This is a genomic window from Ruegeria sp. H4, from assembly GCF_056533065.1.
Genome location: NZ_JBQFOC010000001.1, coordinates 112,837 through 127,994 on the forward strand (window position 1 = coordinate 112,837; position 15,158 = coordinate 127,994).

The 15,158-nt window shown below is 56.7% G+C and carries 13 protein-coding genes; 8 read left to right on the forward strand and 5 right to left on the reverse strand.

Annotated features, from left to right (window positions below):
- Window position 1 precedes the first annotated feature (1 nt).
- From mnmE to ACR0KG_RS00555, 5 genes are read left to right on the forward strand one after another with little or no spacing between them, the layout of a single operon-like run.
- On the forward strand, window positions 2-1,288 hold the full coding sequence (mnmE, locus tag ACR0KG_RS00535; protein WP_480826173.1) for a tRNA uridine-5-carboxymethylaminomethyl(34) synthesis GTPase MnmE: 1,287 nt from the start codon (window positions 2-4) through the stop codon (window positions 1,286-1,288).
- A 12-nt stretch (window positions 1,289-1,300) separates the two neighbouring features.
- Entirely contained in the window at window positions 1,301-3,169 is a 1,869-nt protein-coding gene (gene mnmG / locus ACR0KG_RS00540) for a tRNA uridine-5-carboxymethylaminomethyl(34) synthesis enzyme MnmG (RefSeq protein ID WP_480826174.1), read from the forward strand.
- Window positions 3,166-3,786: a 16S rRNA (guanine(527)-N(7))-methyltransferase RsmG gene (gene rsmG, locus ACR0KG_RS00545; RefSeq protein WP_480543710.1), complete on the forward strand. Its 621-nt coding sequence runs from the start codon at window positions 3,166-3,168 to the stop codon at window positions 3,784-3,786. The genes mnmG and rsmG overlap by 4 nt, the downstream gene beginning before the upstream one ends.
- Entirely contained in the window at window positions 3,779-4,582 is an 804-nt protein-coding gene (locus ACR0KG_RS00550) for a ParA family protein (protein WP_353008488.1), read from the forward strand. The genes rsmG and ACR0KG_RS00550 overlap by 8 nt, the downstream gene beginning before the upstream one ends.
- A 21-nt stretch (window positions 4,583-4,603) precedes the next feature.
- Complete coding sequence (locus tag ACR0KG_RS00555; RefSeq protein WP_480826175.1) at window positions 4,604-5,500, forward strand: ParB/RepB/Spo0J family partition protein; 897 nt, start codon at window positions 4,604-4,606, stop codon at window positions 5,498-5,500.
- Here ACR0KG_RS00555 and ACR0KG_RS00560 read toward each other — a convergent pair.
- Genes ACR0KG_RS00560 through rph form a run of 4 tightly spaced genes read right to left on the reverse strand, consistent with a single transcriptional unit; the run spans window position 5,490 to window position 8,316 of the window.
- Window positions 5,490-5,843 carry a YbaN family protein gene (locus tag ACR0KG_RS00560; protein WP_480826176.1) on the reverse strand — a complete coding sequence of 118 codons (354 nt, stop codon included), beginning with the start codon at window positions 5,841-5,843 and terminating at the stop codon, window positions 5,490-5,492. The two genes, ACR0KG_RS00555 and ACR0KG_RS00560, sit on opposite strands and share 11 nt — an antisense overlap.
- 4 nt (window positions 5,844-5,847) lie before the next feature.
- Window positions 5,848-7,002: a radical SAM family heme chaperone HemW gene (gene hemW / locus ACR0KG_RS00565; RefSeq protein ID WP_480826177.1), complete on the reverse strand. Its 1,155-nt coding sequence runs from the start codon at window positions 7,000-7,002 to the stop codon at window positions 5,848-5,850.
- Window positions 6,992-7,606: an RdgB/HAM1 family non-canonical purine NTP pyrophosphatase gene (gene rdgB / locus ACR0KG_RS00570; protein WP_480543706.1), complete on the reverse strand. Its 615-nt coding sequence runs from the start codon at window positions 7,604-7,606 to the stop codon at window positions 6,992-6,994. The genes hemW and rdgB overlap by 11 nt, the downstream gene beginning before the upstream one ends.
- A complete protein-coding gene (gene rph / locus ACR0KG_RS00575) occupies window positions 7,603-8,316 on the reverse strand; it encodes a ribonuclease PH (protein ID WP_480550453.1) in 714 nt (237 codons plus the stop codon). Before rph ends, rdgB begins: the two co-directional genes overlap by 4 nt.
- 112 nt (window positions 8,317-8,428) lie before the next feature.
- Here rph and hrcA point away from each other — a divergent pair, with 112 nt between their 5' ends.
- The gene (gene hrcA, locus ACR0KG_RS00580; protein WP_480550455.1) at window positions 8,429-9,493 is read left to right on the forward strand and encodes a heat-inducible transcriptional repressor HrcA; all 1,065 of its coding nucleotides are present in this window, start codon (window positions 8,429-8,431) and stop codon (window positions 9,491-9,493) included.
- Window positions 9,494-9,503: 10 nt separating this feature from the next.
- Complete coding sequence (locus ACR0KG_RS00585; RefSeq protein ID WP_170534249.1) at window positions 9,504-10,067, forward strand: nucleotide exchange factor GrpE; 564 nt, start codon at window positions 9,504-9,506, stop codon at window positions 10,065-10,067.
- A gap of 58 nt (window positions 10,068-10,125) precedes the next feature.
- Here the strand turns inward: ACR0KG_RS00585 and mutS are convergent, their stop codons facing one another.
- Window positions 10,126-12,741: a DNA mismatch repair protein MutS gene (gene mutS / locus ACR0KG_RS00590; protein ID WP_480827317.1), complete on the reverse strand. Its 2,616-nt coding sequence runs from the start codon at window positions 12,739-12,741 to the stop codon at window positions 10,126-10,128.
- Between the two features lie 161 nt (window positions 12,742-12,902).
- On the opposite strand from mutS, the gene ACR0KG_RS00595 reads away from it, so the two are divergent.
- The gene (locus ACR0KG_RS00595; protein ID WP_480826178.1) at window positions 12,903-15,158 is read left to right on the forward strand and encodes an NADP-dependent malic enzyme; all 2,256 of its coding nucleotides are present in this window, start codon (window positions 12,903-12,905) and stop codon (window positions 15,156-15,158) included.

Genomic DNA, 15,158 nt, shown 5'->3' on the forward strand with positions numbered 1-15,158 from the left:
AATGGACACGATATTCGCCTTGGCCAGCGCGCAAGGCAAAGCCGGGGTGGCGGTCATCCGCCTCTCGGGTCCCGATGCACATCGCGCTGCAGCCGAGATGTCGGGCGGTGCCCTGTCACCACGGGGTATGGCCTTTCGCACTTTGCGTGATCTCGGCGGTTCTCGGTTAGATGATGGGTTGATTCTGACCTTTCAAGCGCCAGCCAGTTTTACCGGCGAAGACGTTGCTGAACTGCAAATTCACGGCAGTACAGCTACTGTGAATGCCGTTATGCGGTGTCTGTCAGATGTTGATGGGGTGCGTCTGGCCGACCCCGGAGAATTCACCCGTCGGGCGTTGGAAAACGGCAAGATGGACCTGACACAGGTTGAAGGCCTTGCCGATCTGATCGACGCTGAAACCGAAGCACAGCGACAGCAAGCTCAAACCATACTAGCAGGGGAGTTGGGGCAGCTTGCCGAACGTTGGCGGCGCGACCTGATCCGAGCAGCTTCGTTGTTGGAAGCTGTGATTGACTTCGCGGATGAGGAGGTTCCAACAGATGTTACGCCCGAAGTTCGACAGCTGATTTCTGGTGTTGCTGATGACCTTCAGCGCGAGGCTGATGGTGTTCAGATTGCTGAACGCATTCGAACCGGGTTTGAAGTGGCGATCATTGGGCTGCCGAATGCAGGTAAATCAACCCTGCTAAACGCGCTTGCGGGGCGTGAGGCAGCGATCACCTCGGAATATGCAGGAACCACGCGGGACGTGATTGAGGTACGCATGGACCTTTCGGGGTTGCCTGTAACGCTGTTGGACACCGCTGGTTTGCGAGAAACCGAAGACCATGTTGAAAACCTTGGCATCGAACGGGCGCGCAAACGTGCAGAAACGGCTGATCTGCGCGTTTTTCTCTCTGACGATCCCTCGGAACTTGGCGTACCAATTCAAGCGGGCGACATCCTGGTTCGACCGAAATCAGATCTTAGACCAGATGTTGACAATGGAGTTTCCGGGAAAACTGGCCAGGGAATTGATCTGTTGATCAACAATATATCGCGCGTGTTGAATGGTCGTACCACTAGCCATGGTATAGCTACACGGGAGCGGCACAGGGTTGCGCTGATTGCTGCAAAGCGTGCTTTGGACAGTGCAATGTCGGTTCTGGAATCAGGTCCGGACCTGTATGATATCGCAGCAGAGGAAGTGCGTACTGCAATCCGGGCGCTTGAATCTTTGGTGGGTAGAATAGGTGTCGAAGATCTATTGGATGAAATCTTCTCAAGTTTCTGCCTTGGGAAATAAGGAGTGTTTCACGTGAAACATTCAGGTTTTGATGTCGTCGTTATCGGCGCGGGGCACGCGGGAACGGAAGCTGCCCATGCGGCTGCACGTATGGGTGCGTCAACCGCGCTCGTGACTCTGTCAGCAACCGATATCGGTGTGATGTCCTGTAACCCTGCGATTGGCGGCCTGGGTAAAGGTCATCTGGTGCGAGAGATAGATGCGCTGGATGGGGTCATGGGTCGCGTTGCAGATCGGGCAGGTATTCAGTTTCGACTGCTTAACCGCCGCAAAGGCCCAGCCGTTCAAGGACCGAGAACGCAAGCTGACCGAGCATTGTATCGCGCAGCGATGCAAGCGGAAACGGATCAACAAGAGAATTTGAGCGTTCTGGTTGGTGAGGTTGTGGATTTCAAAATGGAGGGGGACCGCGTTGCAGGCGTAATCCTTGGCGACGGATCGGAGGTTTCAGCACGCGCGGTTATTCTGACTTCAGGCACTTTTTTGCGTGGCGTGATCCATATCGGCGATGTATCGCGACCGGGTGGTCGTATGGGAGATCGACCATCTACAAAGCTGGCCGAGAGATTGGACAGCTACGAGCTGCCCATTGGCAGGTTAAAAACTGGCACACCGCCCAGGCTTGATGGGCGGACGATCGATTGGTCGGATTTGGAGAGGCAAGACGGAGATGATGATCCAACGTTGTTCTCATTCTTGTCGACATCTGTAGTCGCACCCCAAATCTCATGCGGTATCACCCATACGAATGCCCGGACACATGAGATTATTGAGAATAATCTCAACAAATCGGCAATGTATGGCGGGCATATCGATGGTGTTGGTCCAAGATACTGCCCATCCATTGAGGATAAAATTGTTCGGTTCGCTGACAAAACCTCGCACCAGATTTTCCTGGAGCCTGAAGGTGTAAATGATCACACCATCTATCCCAATGGCATCTCAACCTCATTGCCGCAGGATGTTCAGCAGGATTATGTTAGGTCTATCAAGGGGCTTGAGAAGGCAGAAATTCTGCAACCTGGGTATGCAATTGAATATGATTATGTGGACCCCAGAATCCTGACTGCCTCGCTGTCGCTTGCTTCAGTGCCAGGCCTATATCTTGCGGGTCAGATAAATGGAACCACAGGATATGAGGAAGCGGCAGCCCAAGGTATGGTCACTGGCCTGAATGCCGCGCTAGAGGTGCAGGGGCAAGAACCTGTGCATTTCACTCGAGCGGATAGCTACATTGGGGTTATGATCGATGATCTAACGACCCGGGGTGTTGCTGAACCTTATCGTATGTTCACCTCAAGGGCTGAGTTCAGATTGTCACTGAGGGCGGATAACGCGGATCAACGCTTGACACCGGTCGGGGTGCAGCTCGGCTGCGTTGGTGAAAACAGGCGCACGCTTTTTGAAAGTAAGATGGCGAAGCTGGAGAGTGCAAAAGCGATACTTACTGATCGCACCTACACTCCGAAAGAGATCAAAGCCGCCGGCATCAACGTAAATCAGGATGGAAACCGCCGTGACGGCCTTGCGATTCTGGCGTTTCCAGATGTGTCTTTTGAAGACATAGTCCCCTTAATCCCCGATCTGCATGATACCGCACCGGAGATTCGCCGGCAAATCTCGCGGGACGCGCTCTACGCCAACTACATAGCTCGGCAGCAGCGTGATGTGGAGGCGATGAAGCGTGATGAAGCTTACGTAATCCCGCAGAGTTTTGACTATAGTACGCTCGATGGACTGTCTGCAGAGATGAAGCAGAAGTTATCTGCCGCGCGCCCAGCCAACATCGCACAAGCCAGCCGGGTTGAAGGTGTGACACCAGCGGCGCTGACACTTGTGCTGGCAAGGCTTCGTCGTGACGAGAGGCTGCGGCAGGCATGACGTCTGAATTTCCGGAGTTCAACGCACTAGATGTTTCACGTGAAACACTCGATCGCCTCACAACTTATGTCGAGCTGGTCAAGCGTTGGAACCCCAAGATCAATTTGGTTTCCCGCAAGAGCCTGGAGGATATCTGGAACCGGCACGTCCTGGACTCAGTGCAAGTGTTCCGTTGCGCGAAGTCCTTTCGAACATGGGTCGATCTTGGAAGCGGGGGCGGGTTTCCAGGAATGGTCTGCGCTATTATGGCCGCGGACGAGGCATCACAGGCGCGTTTTCAGTTTGTCGAAAGCGATCAGCGCAAATCGGCCTTTCTGCGCAATGTGGCGCGAGAATGCGGTGTTCATTGTGAGGTGATCTCAAAGCGGATCGAGGCAGTTGACCCGCTGGGCGTGGATATCCTATCGGCGCGGGCCTTGGCTGATCTCAAGACGCTTTTGTCATTTTGTGACAGGCACTTAAGCGAATCCGGCTTAGCCTTGTTGCCGAAAGGCGCAAATTGGAAAAAAGAGATGGACGAGGCGCGCGAGGAATGGAAATTCGACGCGGAGCCGATTACAAGTTTAACTGAACCTCAGGCCGTTATCCTTAAAATCAAAGGAGTATCACGTGGTTGATCTGTCTCGTCCTTCCGGGCCCCGGATAATCGCGGTTGCCAATCAGAAGGGTGGCGTTGGAAAGACTACGACGGCAATAAACCTTGCGGCTGGGCTGGCCGAGGCTGGATGCCGAGTTCTGGTCGTTGATCTTGATCCGCAGGGGAATGCATCGACAGGGCTGGGGGTTGAAGACCGGGATTGGACGACCTACGATCTAATTCTTGATGATGCACCGCTCGAGGCAGTTGTTCAGGAAACCGAGATCGGCGGTTTGTTCGTCATACCGGCCACGGTGGACCTAAGCTCGGCTGATATCGAGCTGATTTCAAATGAAAAACGCAGCTATTTGTTGCACGATGCCCTAAGACAGACGTCAATCGATGAATTTGATCTGGATTTTGTTCTGATTGATTGTCCGCCTTCGCTGAATTTGCTGACCGTAAACGCAATGGTTGCTGCACATTCGGTATTGGTTCCACTGCAAAGTGAATTTTTTGCATTGGAAGGCCTCTCGCAGCTTATGCTGACGATCAGAGAGGTTCGACAGACCGCGAATCCGGACCTGAGAATCGAAGGTGTTGTGTTGACCATGTATGACAACCGCAACAACTTGTCCCGCCAAGTCGAAAAAGACGCGCGTGACAATCTGGGTGAGATGGTTTTTAAGACCAAGATACCAAGAAATGTGCGGGTCAGTGAGGCACCATCTTTTGCGTTGCCGGTTCTGCAGTATGACTCGGGGTCGCTTGGGGCGATGGCCTATCGGCACCTGGCGCGCGAAGTCATGCACAAGAACAACAAAGTCGCCGCATAAGCGACAAGTCAGGAGGGCGACGTGAGCGCCAAGAAAACAAAATCAAGGGGCCTTGGGCGCGGTCTATCTGCGTTGATGGCGGATGTGACACAGGACGGAGATGGGCGCGCCCCTGCAGAGCCGCGCCGCCCGGACATGACTGTTCCGATTGAAAAGCTGAAAGCCAACCCCGACCAGCCGCGCCGCACATTTATGCCTGAACAGCTGAACGAGCTTGCGGCCTCTGTTAAAGAAAAGGGCATCATCCAACCCTTGATCGTGCGGTCGATTGAGGGAGGGGCCTATGAGATTGTTGCGGGCGAGCGGCGCTGGCGCGCGGCGCAAATGGCGCAACTACATGATATTCCAGTCATAATTCGTGATTTTGACGATACCGAAGTGCTGGAAGTTGCGATTATCGAGAATATCCAGCGTGCAGATCTGAATGCGGTTGAAGAGGCTGCTGGATACAAGCAGTTGATGGACCGGTTTGGCCATACGCAGGAAAAAATGGCCGAAGCTTTGGGTAAAAGCCGCAGCCATATCGCAAACTTGTTGCGCCTTTTGTCTTTGCCAATGGATGTTCAGACGCTGGTGATCGAAGGCAAGCTGTCAGCCGGCCACGCGCGAGCGCTTATTACGGCTGAAAACCCATCTGAATTAGCAAAACGTGTTGTCAAAGATGGCTTGTCGGTTCGGGCGACCGAAGCGCTGGTGAAAAAGCAGCAGCAGGGGGATGCGCCCCGCACTGCGCCTCAGTCCCGCAATTTGAATGCAGATAAGGATGCAGATACACGCGCGCTGGAAAAGGATCTTTCGGCCATTCTGGCAATGAAAGTGGTGATCAACCACAAGCCGGGCTCTGAAAGTGGTCAGGTCGTTCTGACCTATGAAAACCTGGATCAGCTCGACGATCTCTGCGCGAAACTTAGCCGTTAGGGCGAGTCCATATAAAAGTTAGCACAGCGCTTAGGACTATCGCTTGGACGATCAGGACATAGGGCGGGGCGGCGACAATAACGGATATGCCGAACACGGCGGCGACGGAAACGGTTGCCGCCTTTTTTGCGGCTGGACGAATAGCGCCTGATCTTTGCCAATCTTCGATCATGGGCCCGAACAGCCGATGCGTCAGAAGCCAGTTGTGGAGGCGGGATGAGGATTTGGCAAAGAAAAATGCCGCCAGCAGAAGAAACGGAACCGTGGGCAATAGGGGAAGGACAATGCCAAGCATTGCCAGTGCAACACAGAGCAATCCGAATGTGGCCCAAAGATACCGCATGCAACTAGCTCAATAGCTCTCGGATGACAGCATTCAGAACGGCGCGCCCGTCTTTGGTTGCTGACACACGGTCTCCGTGTTGTGAGATCATGCCGATCTGCGTCAGGTGATCCAACTTGGATTGCTCCAGCGGTTCTCCGGCAAATACACGATACCGATCTATATCTAGTCCTTCTTTAATGCGCAGACCCATCATAAGGTATTCGCTTGCTTGATCTTTCAGGGGTAAGGCAGTGCGGCTTTTCTCTCCCGACCCGTTTTGCGCTGCGGTGAGCCACCCATTAGGCGACAGATAAGTTTCGGTCGCTAGTTTCTGCCCGGAAACGGTGATCCTGCCATGTGCGCCGGGGCCGATCCCGACATAGTCGCCATATCGCCAATAAATCAGATTGTGCAGAGACTCGGCGCCAGGTTTTGCGTGGTTTGATACTTCGTAGGCGGGCAGGCCATGTGCGTCGCAAATCTCCTGAGTGGCAAGATACATATCTGCGGCGTTGTCATCTTCGGGTAGGCCCCGCAGCTTGCCGACAGCGTATCGGTCGCCAAAGGCAGTGCCGTCTTCGATCGTCAGCTGATACAGAGACATGTGGTCAACAGCCATCGACAGTGCCTCGGTCAGTTCGGCTTTCCAAGCGCCCAAGGTTTGATGTTGCCGGGCATAGATAAGGTCAAAACTGACACGATCAAAGCAAGTGCGAGCGATATCGAACGCGGCGCGTGCCTCGGCGACTGTGTGAATGCGGCCCAATCGGCGCAAATCTTCGTCGTTCAACGCCTGAACTCCCATGGATATCCGATTCACCCCAGCGTCGCCATAAGCTGCAAACCGGCCCGCCTCAACAGAGCCTGGGTTGGCTTCGAGCGTGATCTCCATGTCGTTGGCAGGGCGCCAGAGAGTGCGGGCTTCGTCGATCACGGCGTCGACGGTGTCAGGGGCCATCAGTGAGGGCGTGCCGCCACCGAAGAAGATCGTGTTCAGCACCCGATCAGGCGTTTCGGCGGCTGAACGCTTTAGCTCGCTAAGATAGCTCTCAAGCCATTGTTTTTGATCGATTTCACGGGAAACATGACTGTTGAAGTCGCAATAGGGGCATTTGGCCTCGCAAAAGGGCCAATGCACATATAGGCCAAAGCCCCCGTTGCGCCAATCATCCGCCAAAGCAGCCTTTCACGAACATTTCCACCGCGCGGCCGCGGTGGCTGATCTTATTCTTTTCCCAGCGATCCATTTCCGCAAAAGTAATGTCGTGGCCTTCAGGGACAAACATTGGGTCATACCCAAACCCGTCCTTGCCACGGATTGGCCAGGTCAGATGGCCGGGGGCGACGCCTTCGAACACTTCATCATGCCCGTCGGGCCAGGCCAGAACCAGCGTGCAACGGAACTGAGCCAGGCGGGGATGCGCGGCGTTTTTGGCTTCCAGCTCGCTATGCGCGCGGGTCATCGCCATCAGGAAATCGCGGCCATTGCTGGTTTCAGCCCAATCGGCGGTATAGACTCCGGGCGCTCCGTTCAGCGCATCGATGGTGATCCCGGAATCGTCCGACAGGGCAGGCAGACCGGTAGCTTTTGCGGCGGCATGGGCCTTGATCCGAGCGTTGCCGACAAAAGTGTCTTCGGTCTCTTCCGGCTCAGGTAACTCCATCTCAGCCGCACCAACCACGGTCACGCCAAAGGGCTCAAGCAGATGTGCCATCTCCTCGAGCTTGCCCTTGTTGTGGGTTGCGACCAATAGCCTGTCCCCGTCGAACTTACGGGTCATGCGGTAGCGGCTTTCTGAGTTGCGGACAGTTCAGCCACGCCTTTTTCGGCCAGATCCATCAGTTGGTCCATCTGGGTGCGACTGAAGACAGACCCTTCTGCACTCATCTGCACTTCGATCAGTTTGCCGGATCCAGTCATGATAAAGTTACCATCAACGCCCGCCTCGCTGTCTTCCGGATAATCCAGATCCAGTACAGGTTGGCCTGCATAGATACCACAAGACACGGCAGCGACGGGATCGACCAGCGGATCGCTGATCACATCGCCCGCCTTCATCAGTTTGTTGACCGCCAGACGCAGCGCAACCCAACCCCCGGTGATCGAGGCGCAGCGGGTGCCGCCATCGGCCTGGATCACATCGCAATCGACGGTGATCTGACGTTCCCCCAGGGCAACCCGATCCACACCGGCGCGCAGGGCGCGGCCGATCAGGCGTTGAATTTCAACAGTACGACCACCTTGCTTGCCCGATGCAGCCTCGCGCCGCATCCGCGTGTTGGTTGCACGGGGCAGCATGCCATATTCGGCAGTGACCCAACCCAGGCCCGAGCCTTTGATGAAAGGCGGCACGCGATCCTCGATCGTGGCAGTGCACAGCACATGGGTGTCGCCCATCTTGATCAGGCAAGACCCTTCGGCATGTTTGGTGAAACCCGTCTCGATTGAAACGGCGCGCATTTCGTTTAGATCACGTCCTGAGGGTCGCATGGGAATTCCTTTGTTTGCTGGGTTGGGGATACCGCTCTGTAGCGTTACGATGCAACCCCGATTGACCTTTCTTGTGCCTGCTATTTAATGGCTGTCCAGCAAGGGTGCGCGGATGAGCGAAGCGAGCAAAATTCTGAGCGAGATGAACGACCGGTCACGTGAGGTGTTCCGGCTGATCGTCGAAAGCTATCTGGACAGCGGTGAGCCAGTCGGCAGCCGCACGCTGACACGCACCCTTTCGGAGAAAGTCAGCGCGGCGACCGTGCGGAATGTGATGCAGGATTTGGAGTTTCTGGGCCTGTTGGACAGTCCCCACGTCAGCGCGGGACGCATTCCAACTCAGCAAGGGCTGCGGATGTTTGTGGACGGGCTGCTAGAAGTTGGTGATCTGGGCGCGGATGACCGTCAGAAACTGGATGAGACTTTAGGCTCTAACGCTGGCAATGTCGGCGGGATGCTGGATCGTGTGGGCTCTGCATTGTCACACGTGACACATGGAGCGTCACTGGTTTTGACGCCCAAACATGAATCCGAGATCAAGCATATCGAGTTTGTCTCACTTGCTCATGATCGCGCGCTGGTGGTTCTGGTTTTTGCCGATGGTCACGTGGAAAACCGGCTTTTTACGCCGCCGCCAGGACAGACGCCAAGCTCAATGCGGGAGGCGGCGAATTTCCTGAATGCGCTGATTGAGGGACGTACGCTCAGCGAAGTACGACGGCAGATGCAAAGCCAGATCGATGCGCGCAGGCAAGAAATTGACGTTCTGGCCCGCGCGATGGTCGAAAGCGGAATTGCGGCCTGGGATGGTGACGGGACTGACTCGGCCCGTTTGATCGTGCGCGGGCGGGCGAATCTGTTGGGTGAATCTGGTCAGGAAGAAGAGCTAGAGCGTATTCGGTCCTTGTTTGACGATCTGGAGCGCAAGCGAGACATCGCGGAATTCCTTGAATTGGCCGAAGAAGGTGAGGGCGTTCGCATTTTTATTGGCTCTGAGAACAAACTTTTCTCACTTTCGGGTTCCTCTTTGGTGGTGTCTCCATATATGAACGCTGATCGTAAGATAATTGGTGCGGTTGGGGTCATCGGGCCCACACGTCTGAATTACGGGCGGATCGTACCGATCGTGGATTATACGGCGCAACTGGTCGGCAAGCTGATATCCGACCGGAGCTAGAGGGTAAGAGATGGCAGAGCCCAAGAACGAAGATTTTCTGGACGATATCGCAACGGCCGAAGCAGAAGAGCTGGCCGAGGAGCTGATGGATATCAGCGAAGAGGCGTTGGAAGTCGACGCGCTGCGCGCTGAGCGGGACGATTACAAAGACAAGTTCATGCGCGCGTTGGCGGATGCCGAGAATGCGCGCAAACGCGGCGACAAAGCGCGCCGGGACGCGGAACAGTATGGCGGATCAAAGCTGGCACGCGACATGTTGCCGGTTTACGACAACATGAAGCGTGCGCTTGAGGCCGCGACCGATGAGCAGAAAGAGGTTGCTGGCCCTCTGTTGGAAGGTGTTGAACTGACCATGCGGGCGTTGAAAGATGTTTTTCAGAAGCACGGGATTGAGGTGATCACGCCTGAAGTTGGTGATCGGTTCGATCCGAATGTGCATGAGGCGATGTTTGAAGCGCCAGTACCGGGAACACGCGCGGGGGACATCATTCAGGTTTCGGCTGAAGGGTTCATGTTGCACGACCGTTTGCTGCGCCCGGCGCAGGTTGGCGTGTCGTCGACACCTGCGAGCTGATTGGCCTCTGCGAGGCCAAGCCTCCGGCGGAGGTATTTTTGAACAGAAAAAGGGGTGGTCAGGATTTGGCCGCCTCTTTCAATTTGTAGATCAGGTCGAGTGCTTCGCGGGGGGTCAGCTCGTCGGGCAGGATGTCGTTCAGCATGTCCGCGACCGGTGAGGCTCTCGGTGCAGGCGGCGGCGGTGGTGGCGCGGCAGAGAAGAGCGGAAGGTCGTCAATCAGGGATTTTTGTTTGCCGCCCTCACGCTCGGTTTTTTCCAGTTGATCCAATACGATGCGGGCACGTTCAACAACTGAGGCAGGCAGACCTGCCAGTTGGGCGACCTGCACGCCATAGGATCGGTCAGCGGCGCCTTTGTGGACCTCGTGCAGGAAGATGACCTCACCTTCCCATTCCTTCACTGCGACGGTGGCGTTGTCGACGCCTTTAAGCTTTCCGGCAAGCGCGGTGAGTTCGTGGTAATGCGTGGCAAACAAGGCGCGGCATTGGTTGGCGGCGTGCAGATGCTCTAGCGTGGCCCAAGCGATGGAGAGACCGTCATAGGTGGCGGTTCCGCGGCCGATTTCATCCAGAATGACCAGTGCGCGGTCATCGGCCTGGTTTAGAATTGCGGCAGTTTCGACCATCTCGACCATAAAGGTCGAGCGGCCTCGAGCCAGATCGTCTGATGCTCCGACGCGGCTGAAAAGCTGGCTGACAAGGCCGATATGTGCTTGTTCCGCAGGCACGTAACTGCCCATTTGGGTGAGTAGGGCGATCAGGGCATTCTGGCGGAGGAAGGTTGATTTACCGGCCATGTTGGGACCGGTCAGCAACCAGATGGCGGCCCCGTCTTCGGCGCTGAGGTCGCAGTCATTGGCAACGAAGGCGTCGCCGCTTTGCTGGCGCAGCGCGTGTTCGACCACCGGGTGGCGTCCACCCTGAACCTCAAAGGCGCGCGAGGTGTCAACCTGTGGTCGGCACCAGTTCTCACCACGTGCAAGATCGGCAAGGGCTGTGGTCAGGTCGAGTTCGGCCAGCCCTCGGGCGGCCTGGTTGATACGGGCGGCAAGGGCCAGAATTTCGTCAGAAAGCCTTTTATAGAGCCTCTTTTCAATCTCAAGCGCCAAGTTTCCAGCATTCAAGATACGGGTTTCGATCTCCGAGAGTTCGACCGTCGTGAACCGCACCTGATTGGCGGTGGTTTGGCGATGGATATAGGTCTCGGAGAACGGCGGGTTCAGCATCTTCTCGGCATGCGTAGCCGTTGTTTCGATGAAATAGCCCAACACGTTATTGTGCTTGATCTTCAGCGAGGTAATGCCCGTGTGTTCCGCATATTTCTGTTGAAACCCGGCGATGACAGATCGGCCTTCGTCGCGCAGGGTGCGCGCTTCGTCGAGTTCGGAGTCAAATCCGGGGGCGATGAAACCTCCGTCGCGGGCCAGCAGGGGTGGTTCGGCGACTAAGGCCTCATCTAGCAGGTTCAGGAGGTCGTCGAAGCCAACAAGGTTTTGCAAGGCGGTTGCTAGCAGGCCCGGGAGATCCTGTGCTTCGCAAATGCCCGCAATCGCGGAGGCCTGGGTCAGACCGTTGCGGATCGCCGCCAAATCACGGGGCCCACCGCGTTCAAGCGACAGGCGAGACAGGGCGCGGTCCAGATCGGGGGTTTTGCGCAGGGCCTCGCGCAGGTCCGAGGCGATCAGGCTGTCTACGGCGGCAAAGCTGACAGCGTCGAGACGGGCATGGATCACATCCAAATTGCGGGACGGGCTTGAGAGGCGTTGTTCCAGCAACCGTGCCCCGCCCGGTGTGGCGGTGCGGTCAACCACCGACAACAACGATCCGGCGCGACCGCCCGACAGGGACCGGGTCAGTTCCAGATTGCGGCGCGTGGCGGCATCGATCTGTACCACGCGGTCCTCGGACTCCTTAAGGGGTGTTTGCAGCAGGGGCAGTTTGCCTTTCTGCGTTATTTCAAGATAGTCGATCAGGGCACCCATCGCGGACACTTCGGCCCGGCCAAAGGACCCGAACGCCTCCAGCGCGCCCACGTGAAACAGCTCGCAGATGCGTTTTTCCGCCGCGGTACTGTCGAAACTTGCGCGTCCGACAGGCGTCAGCGAAATCCCAAGGTCGCGGACGGTTTCGTTCAGCGATTGCTCCATCCCGTCGGCAACGATCAGCTCGGAAGGGGCGAGCCGGGCCAGCTCGGGACTGAGGCGCACGGAGGTTAAAGGCATCACATGAAATGCCCCGGTCGAGATGTCGGCCCAGGCCAGTGCGGCCTCATCCCGGACCTCAGCATAAGTGGCCAGAAAGTTGTGGCGGCGGGCTTCAAGCAGGGCGTCTTCTGTCAGCGTTCCCGGAGTCACCAAACGCACAACATCGCGCTTTACGACCGATTTAGAGCCTCTTTTCTTCGCTTCGGCCGGGCTTTCCATTTGTTCGCAGACGGCCACGCGGAACCCTTTGCGGATGAGGGTCAGCAAATAGCCCTCGGCCGCATGAACCGGGACACCGCACATCGGGATGTCGTCGCCATTGTGTTTGCCGCGCTTGGTCAGGGCGATGTCCAGCGCCTCGGCAGCATTGACGGCATCCTCGAAGAACATTTCGTAGAAATCGCCCATACGGTAGAACAGCAGGGCGTCGGCATGGGCCTCTTTGATCTCAAGATACTGCGCCATCATCGGCGTGACTGTGGACAAAAGTGGCCCCCTTCTGGCGTGTTCCGGACGCGACCTTACAAACCCCGCATCTTCTGTAAAAGCCGAAAACTCATTCCCGTTGAGGCGCGCGCCTGCCTGCGCTATGAGGCATCAGCCCCGAAGTCATGGAAACGACGTTCAAAATGCCCAAAGCGAAGATCACCAAAGAAGAGGCGCTGGCCTTTCACCTGGACCCAACCCCCGGCAAGTGGGAAGTGCAGGCCACCGTCCCCATGACTACGCAGCGCGATCTATCGCTGGCCTATAGCCCCGGCGTCGCTGTTCCATGTGAAGCCATCGCCGAGGCACCTGAGACCGCGTATGACTATACCAATAAGGGCAACCTGGTTGCTGTGATCTCAAACGGAACAGCTGTGCTGGGCTTGGGTAACCTTGGTGCACTGGGCTCGAAGCCGGTGATGGAAGGGAAATCGGTTCTCTTCAAACGGTTTGCGGACGTGAACTCGATCGATATCGAGTTGGACACCGAAGACCCGGATGAGTTCTGCCGCGCGGTGCGGTTGATGGGGCCGACCTTTGGCGGCATCAATCTGGAAGATATCAAGGCGCCCGAGTGTTTCATCATCGAACAGCGCCTGAAGGAAGAGATGGATATCCCCGTCTTCCACGATGACCAGCACGGCACGGCTGTGATCTGCGCGGCGGGTCTGCTGAACGCGCTGCATATTTCGGGCAAAAAGATCGAGGACGTTAAGATTGTACTGAACGGTGCGGGGGCTGCGGGGATCGCCTGTATCGAGCTGCTCAAGTCGATGGGCGCGCGGCACGAGAACTGCATCGTCTGTGACACAAAGGGCGTGATCTATCAGGGCCGGACCGAAGGGATGAACCAGTGGAAATCGGCCCATGCGATCTCGACCGATCTGCGGTCGCTGGAAGATGCCATGAAGGGTGCGGATGTGTTCCTGGGCGTTTCGGTCAAGGGCGCCGTGACGCAGGATATGGTTGTCAGCATGGCCGATAATCCGGTGATATTTGCGATGGCGAACCCCGACCCTGAGATCACACCGGAAGAGGCGCATGAGGTCCGCGTTGACGCGATCGTTGCCACAGGCCGCAGCGATTATCCCAATCAGGTCAACAACGTGCTGGGCTTTCCCTACCTGTTTCGCGGTGCGCTGGACATCCACGCACGCGCCATTAATGACGAGATGAAGATCGCCTGTGCCCATGCTTTGGCCCGTCTGGCGCGTGAGGATGTGCCGGATGAGGTTGCAATGGCCTACGGCAAATCGCTGACCTTTGGCCGCGATTACATCATCCCGACGCCCTTTGACCCGCGCCTGATCCACCGTATCCCACCCGCTGTGGCGAAGGCCGGGATGGACACAGGCGCGGCCCGCCGTCCGATCATCGACATGGACGCTTATGAGCTGAGCCTGAAATCCCGCATGGATCCGACCGCCAGCATCCTGCGCGGCCTGAACGCCCGTGCCCGTCAGGCGCAAAGCCGGATGATCTTTGCCGAGGGCGACGATCCACGCGTGCTGCGCGCAGCTGTGATGTATCAGCGTTCTGGCTTCGGCAAGGCGATGGTGGTTGGTCGCCAAGACGATGTGAAGCAAAAGCTGGAAGCAGCTGGATTGGGCGATGCGGTGCGCGAGCTTGAGGTCGTGAACGCGGCCAACACCACGCATTTGGACAGCTACAAAGACTTCCTCTATCAACGCCTTCAACGTAAAGGCTTTGATCACAAGGATATTCATCGTCTGGCGGCGCGGGACCGGCACGTGTTCTCGTCCCTCATGCTGGCCCATGGACATGGTGACGGTTTGGTCACCGGGGCAACCCGAAAATCGGCACATGTGCTGGATCGGATCAACCACGTGTTTGACGCTGACGCCCAACACGGCGCTGCGGGTGTAACCGCGCTGTTGCACAAGGGGCGGATTGTTCTGATCGGTGATACGTTGGTTCATGAATGGCCGGACGAAAACGATCTGGCCAATATCGCTGAGCGCGCCGCAGCCGTGGCCCGCCACATGGGGATAGAGCCTCGGGTGGCCTTTGTCAGCTTTTCGACCTTTGGTTATCCAGTGTCAGAGCGGGCCGAGAAAATGCATGTGGCACCCGCAGCGCTTGATCAGCGCGGCGTGGATTTCGAATACGAAGGTGAGATGACCGTCGATGTCGCGCTGAATGTGGACCAGCAGGAGGCGTATCCGTTTCAGCGCCTCACCGGCCCGGCCAACATTCTGATCGTGCCTGCGCGCCATTCAGCCAGCATTTCAACCAAGTTGATGCAGGAAATGGGCGGGGCCACTGTGATAGGCCCGATCTTGTCCGGCATAGGTAAGCAAATTCAGATTTGTTCGACGGTTTCAACAGCCAATGATATCCTGAACATGGCCATTCTGGCCTCGTGTGAGATTGGGTAA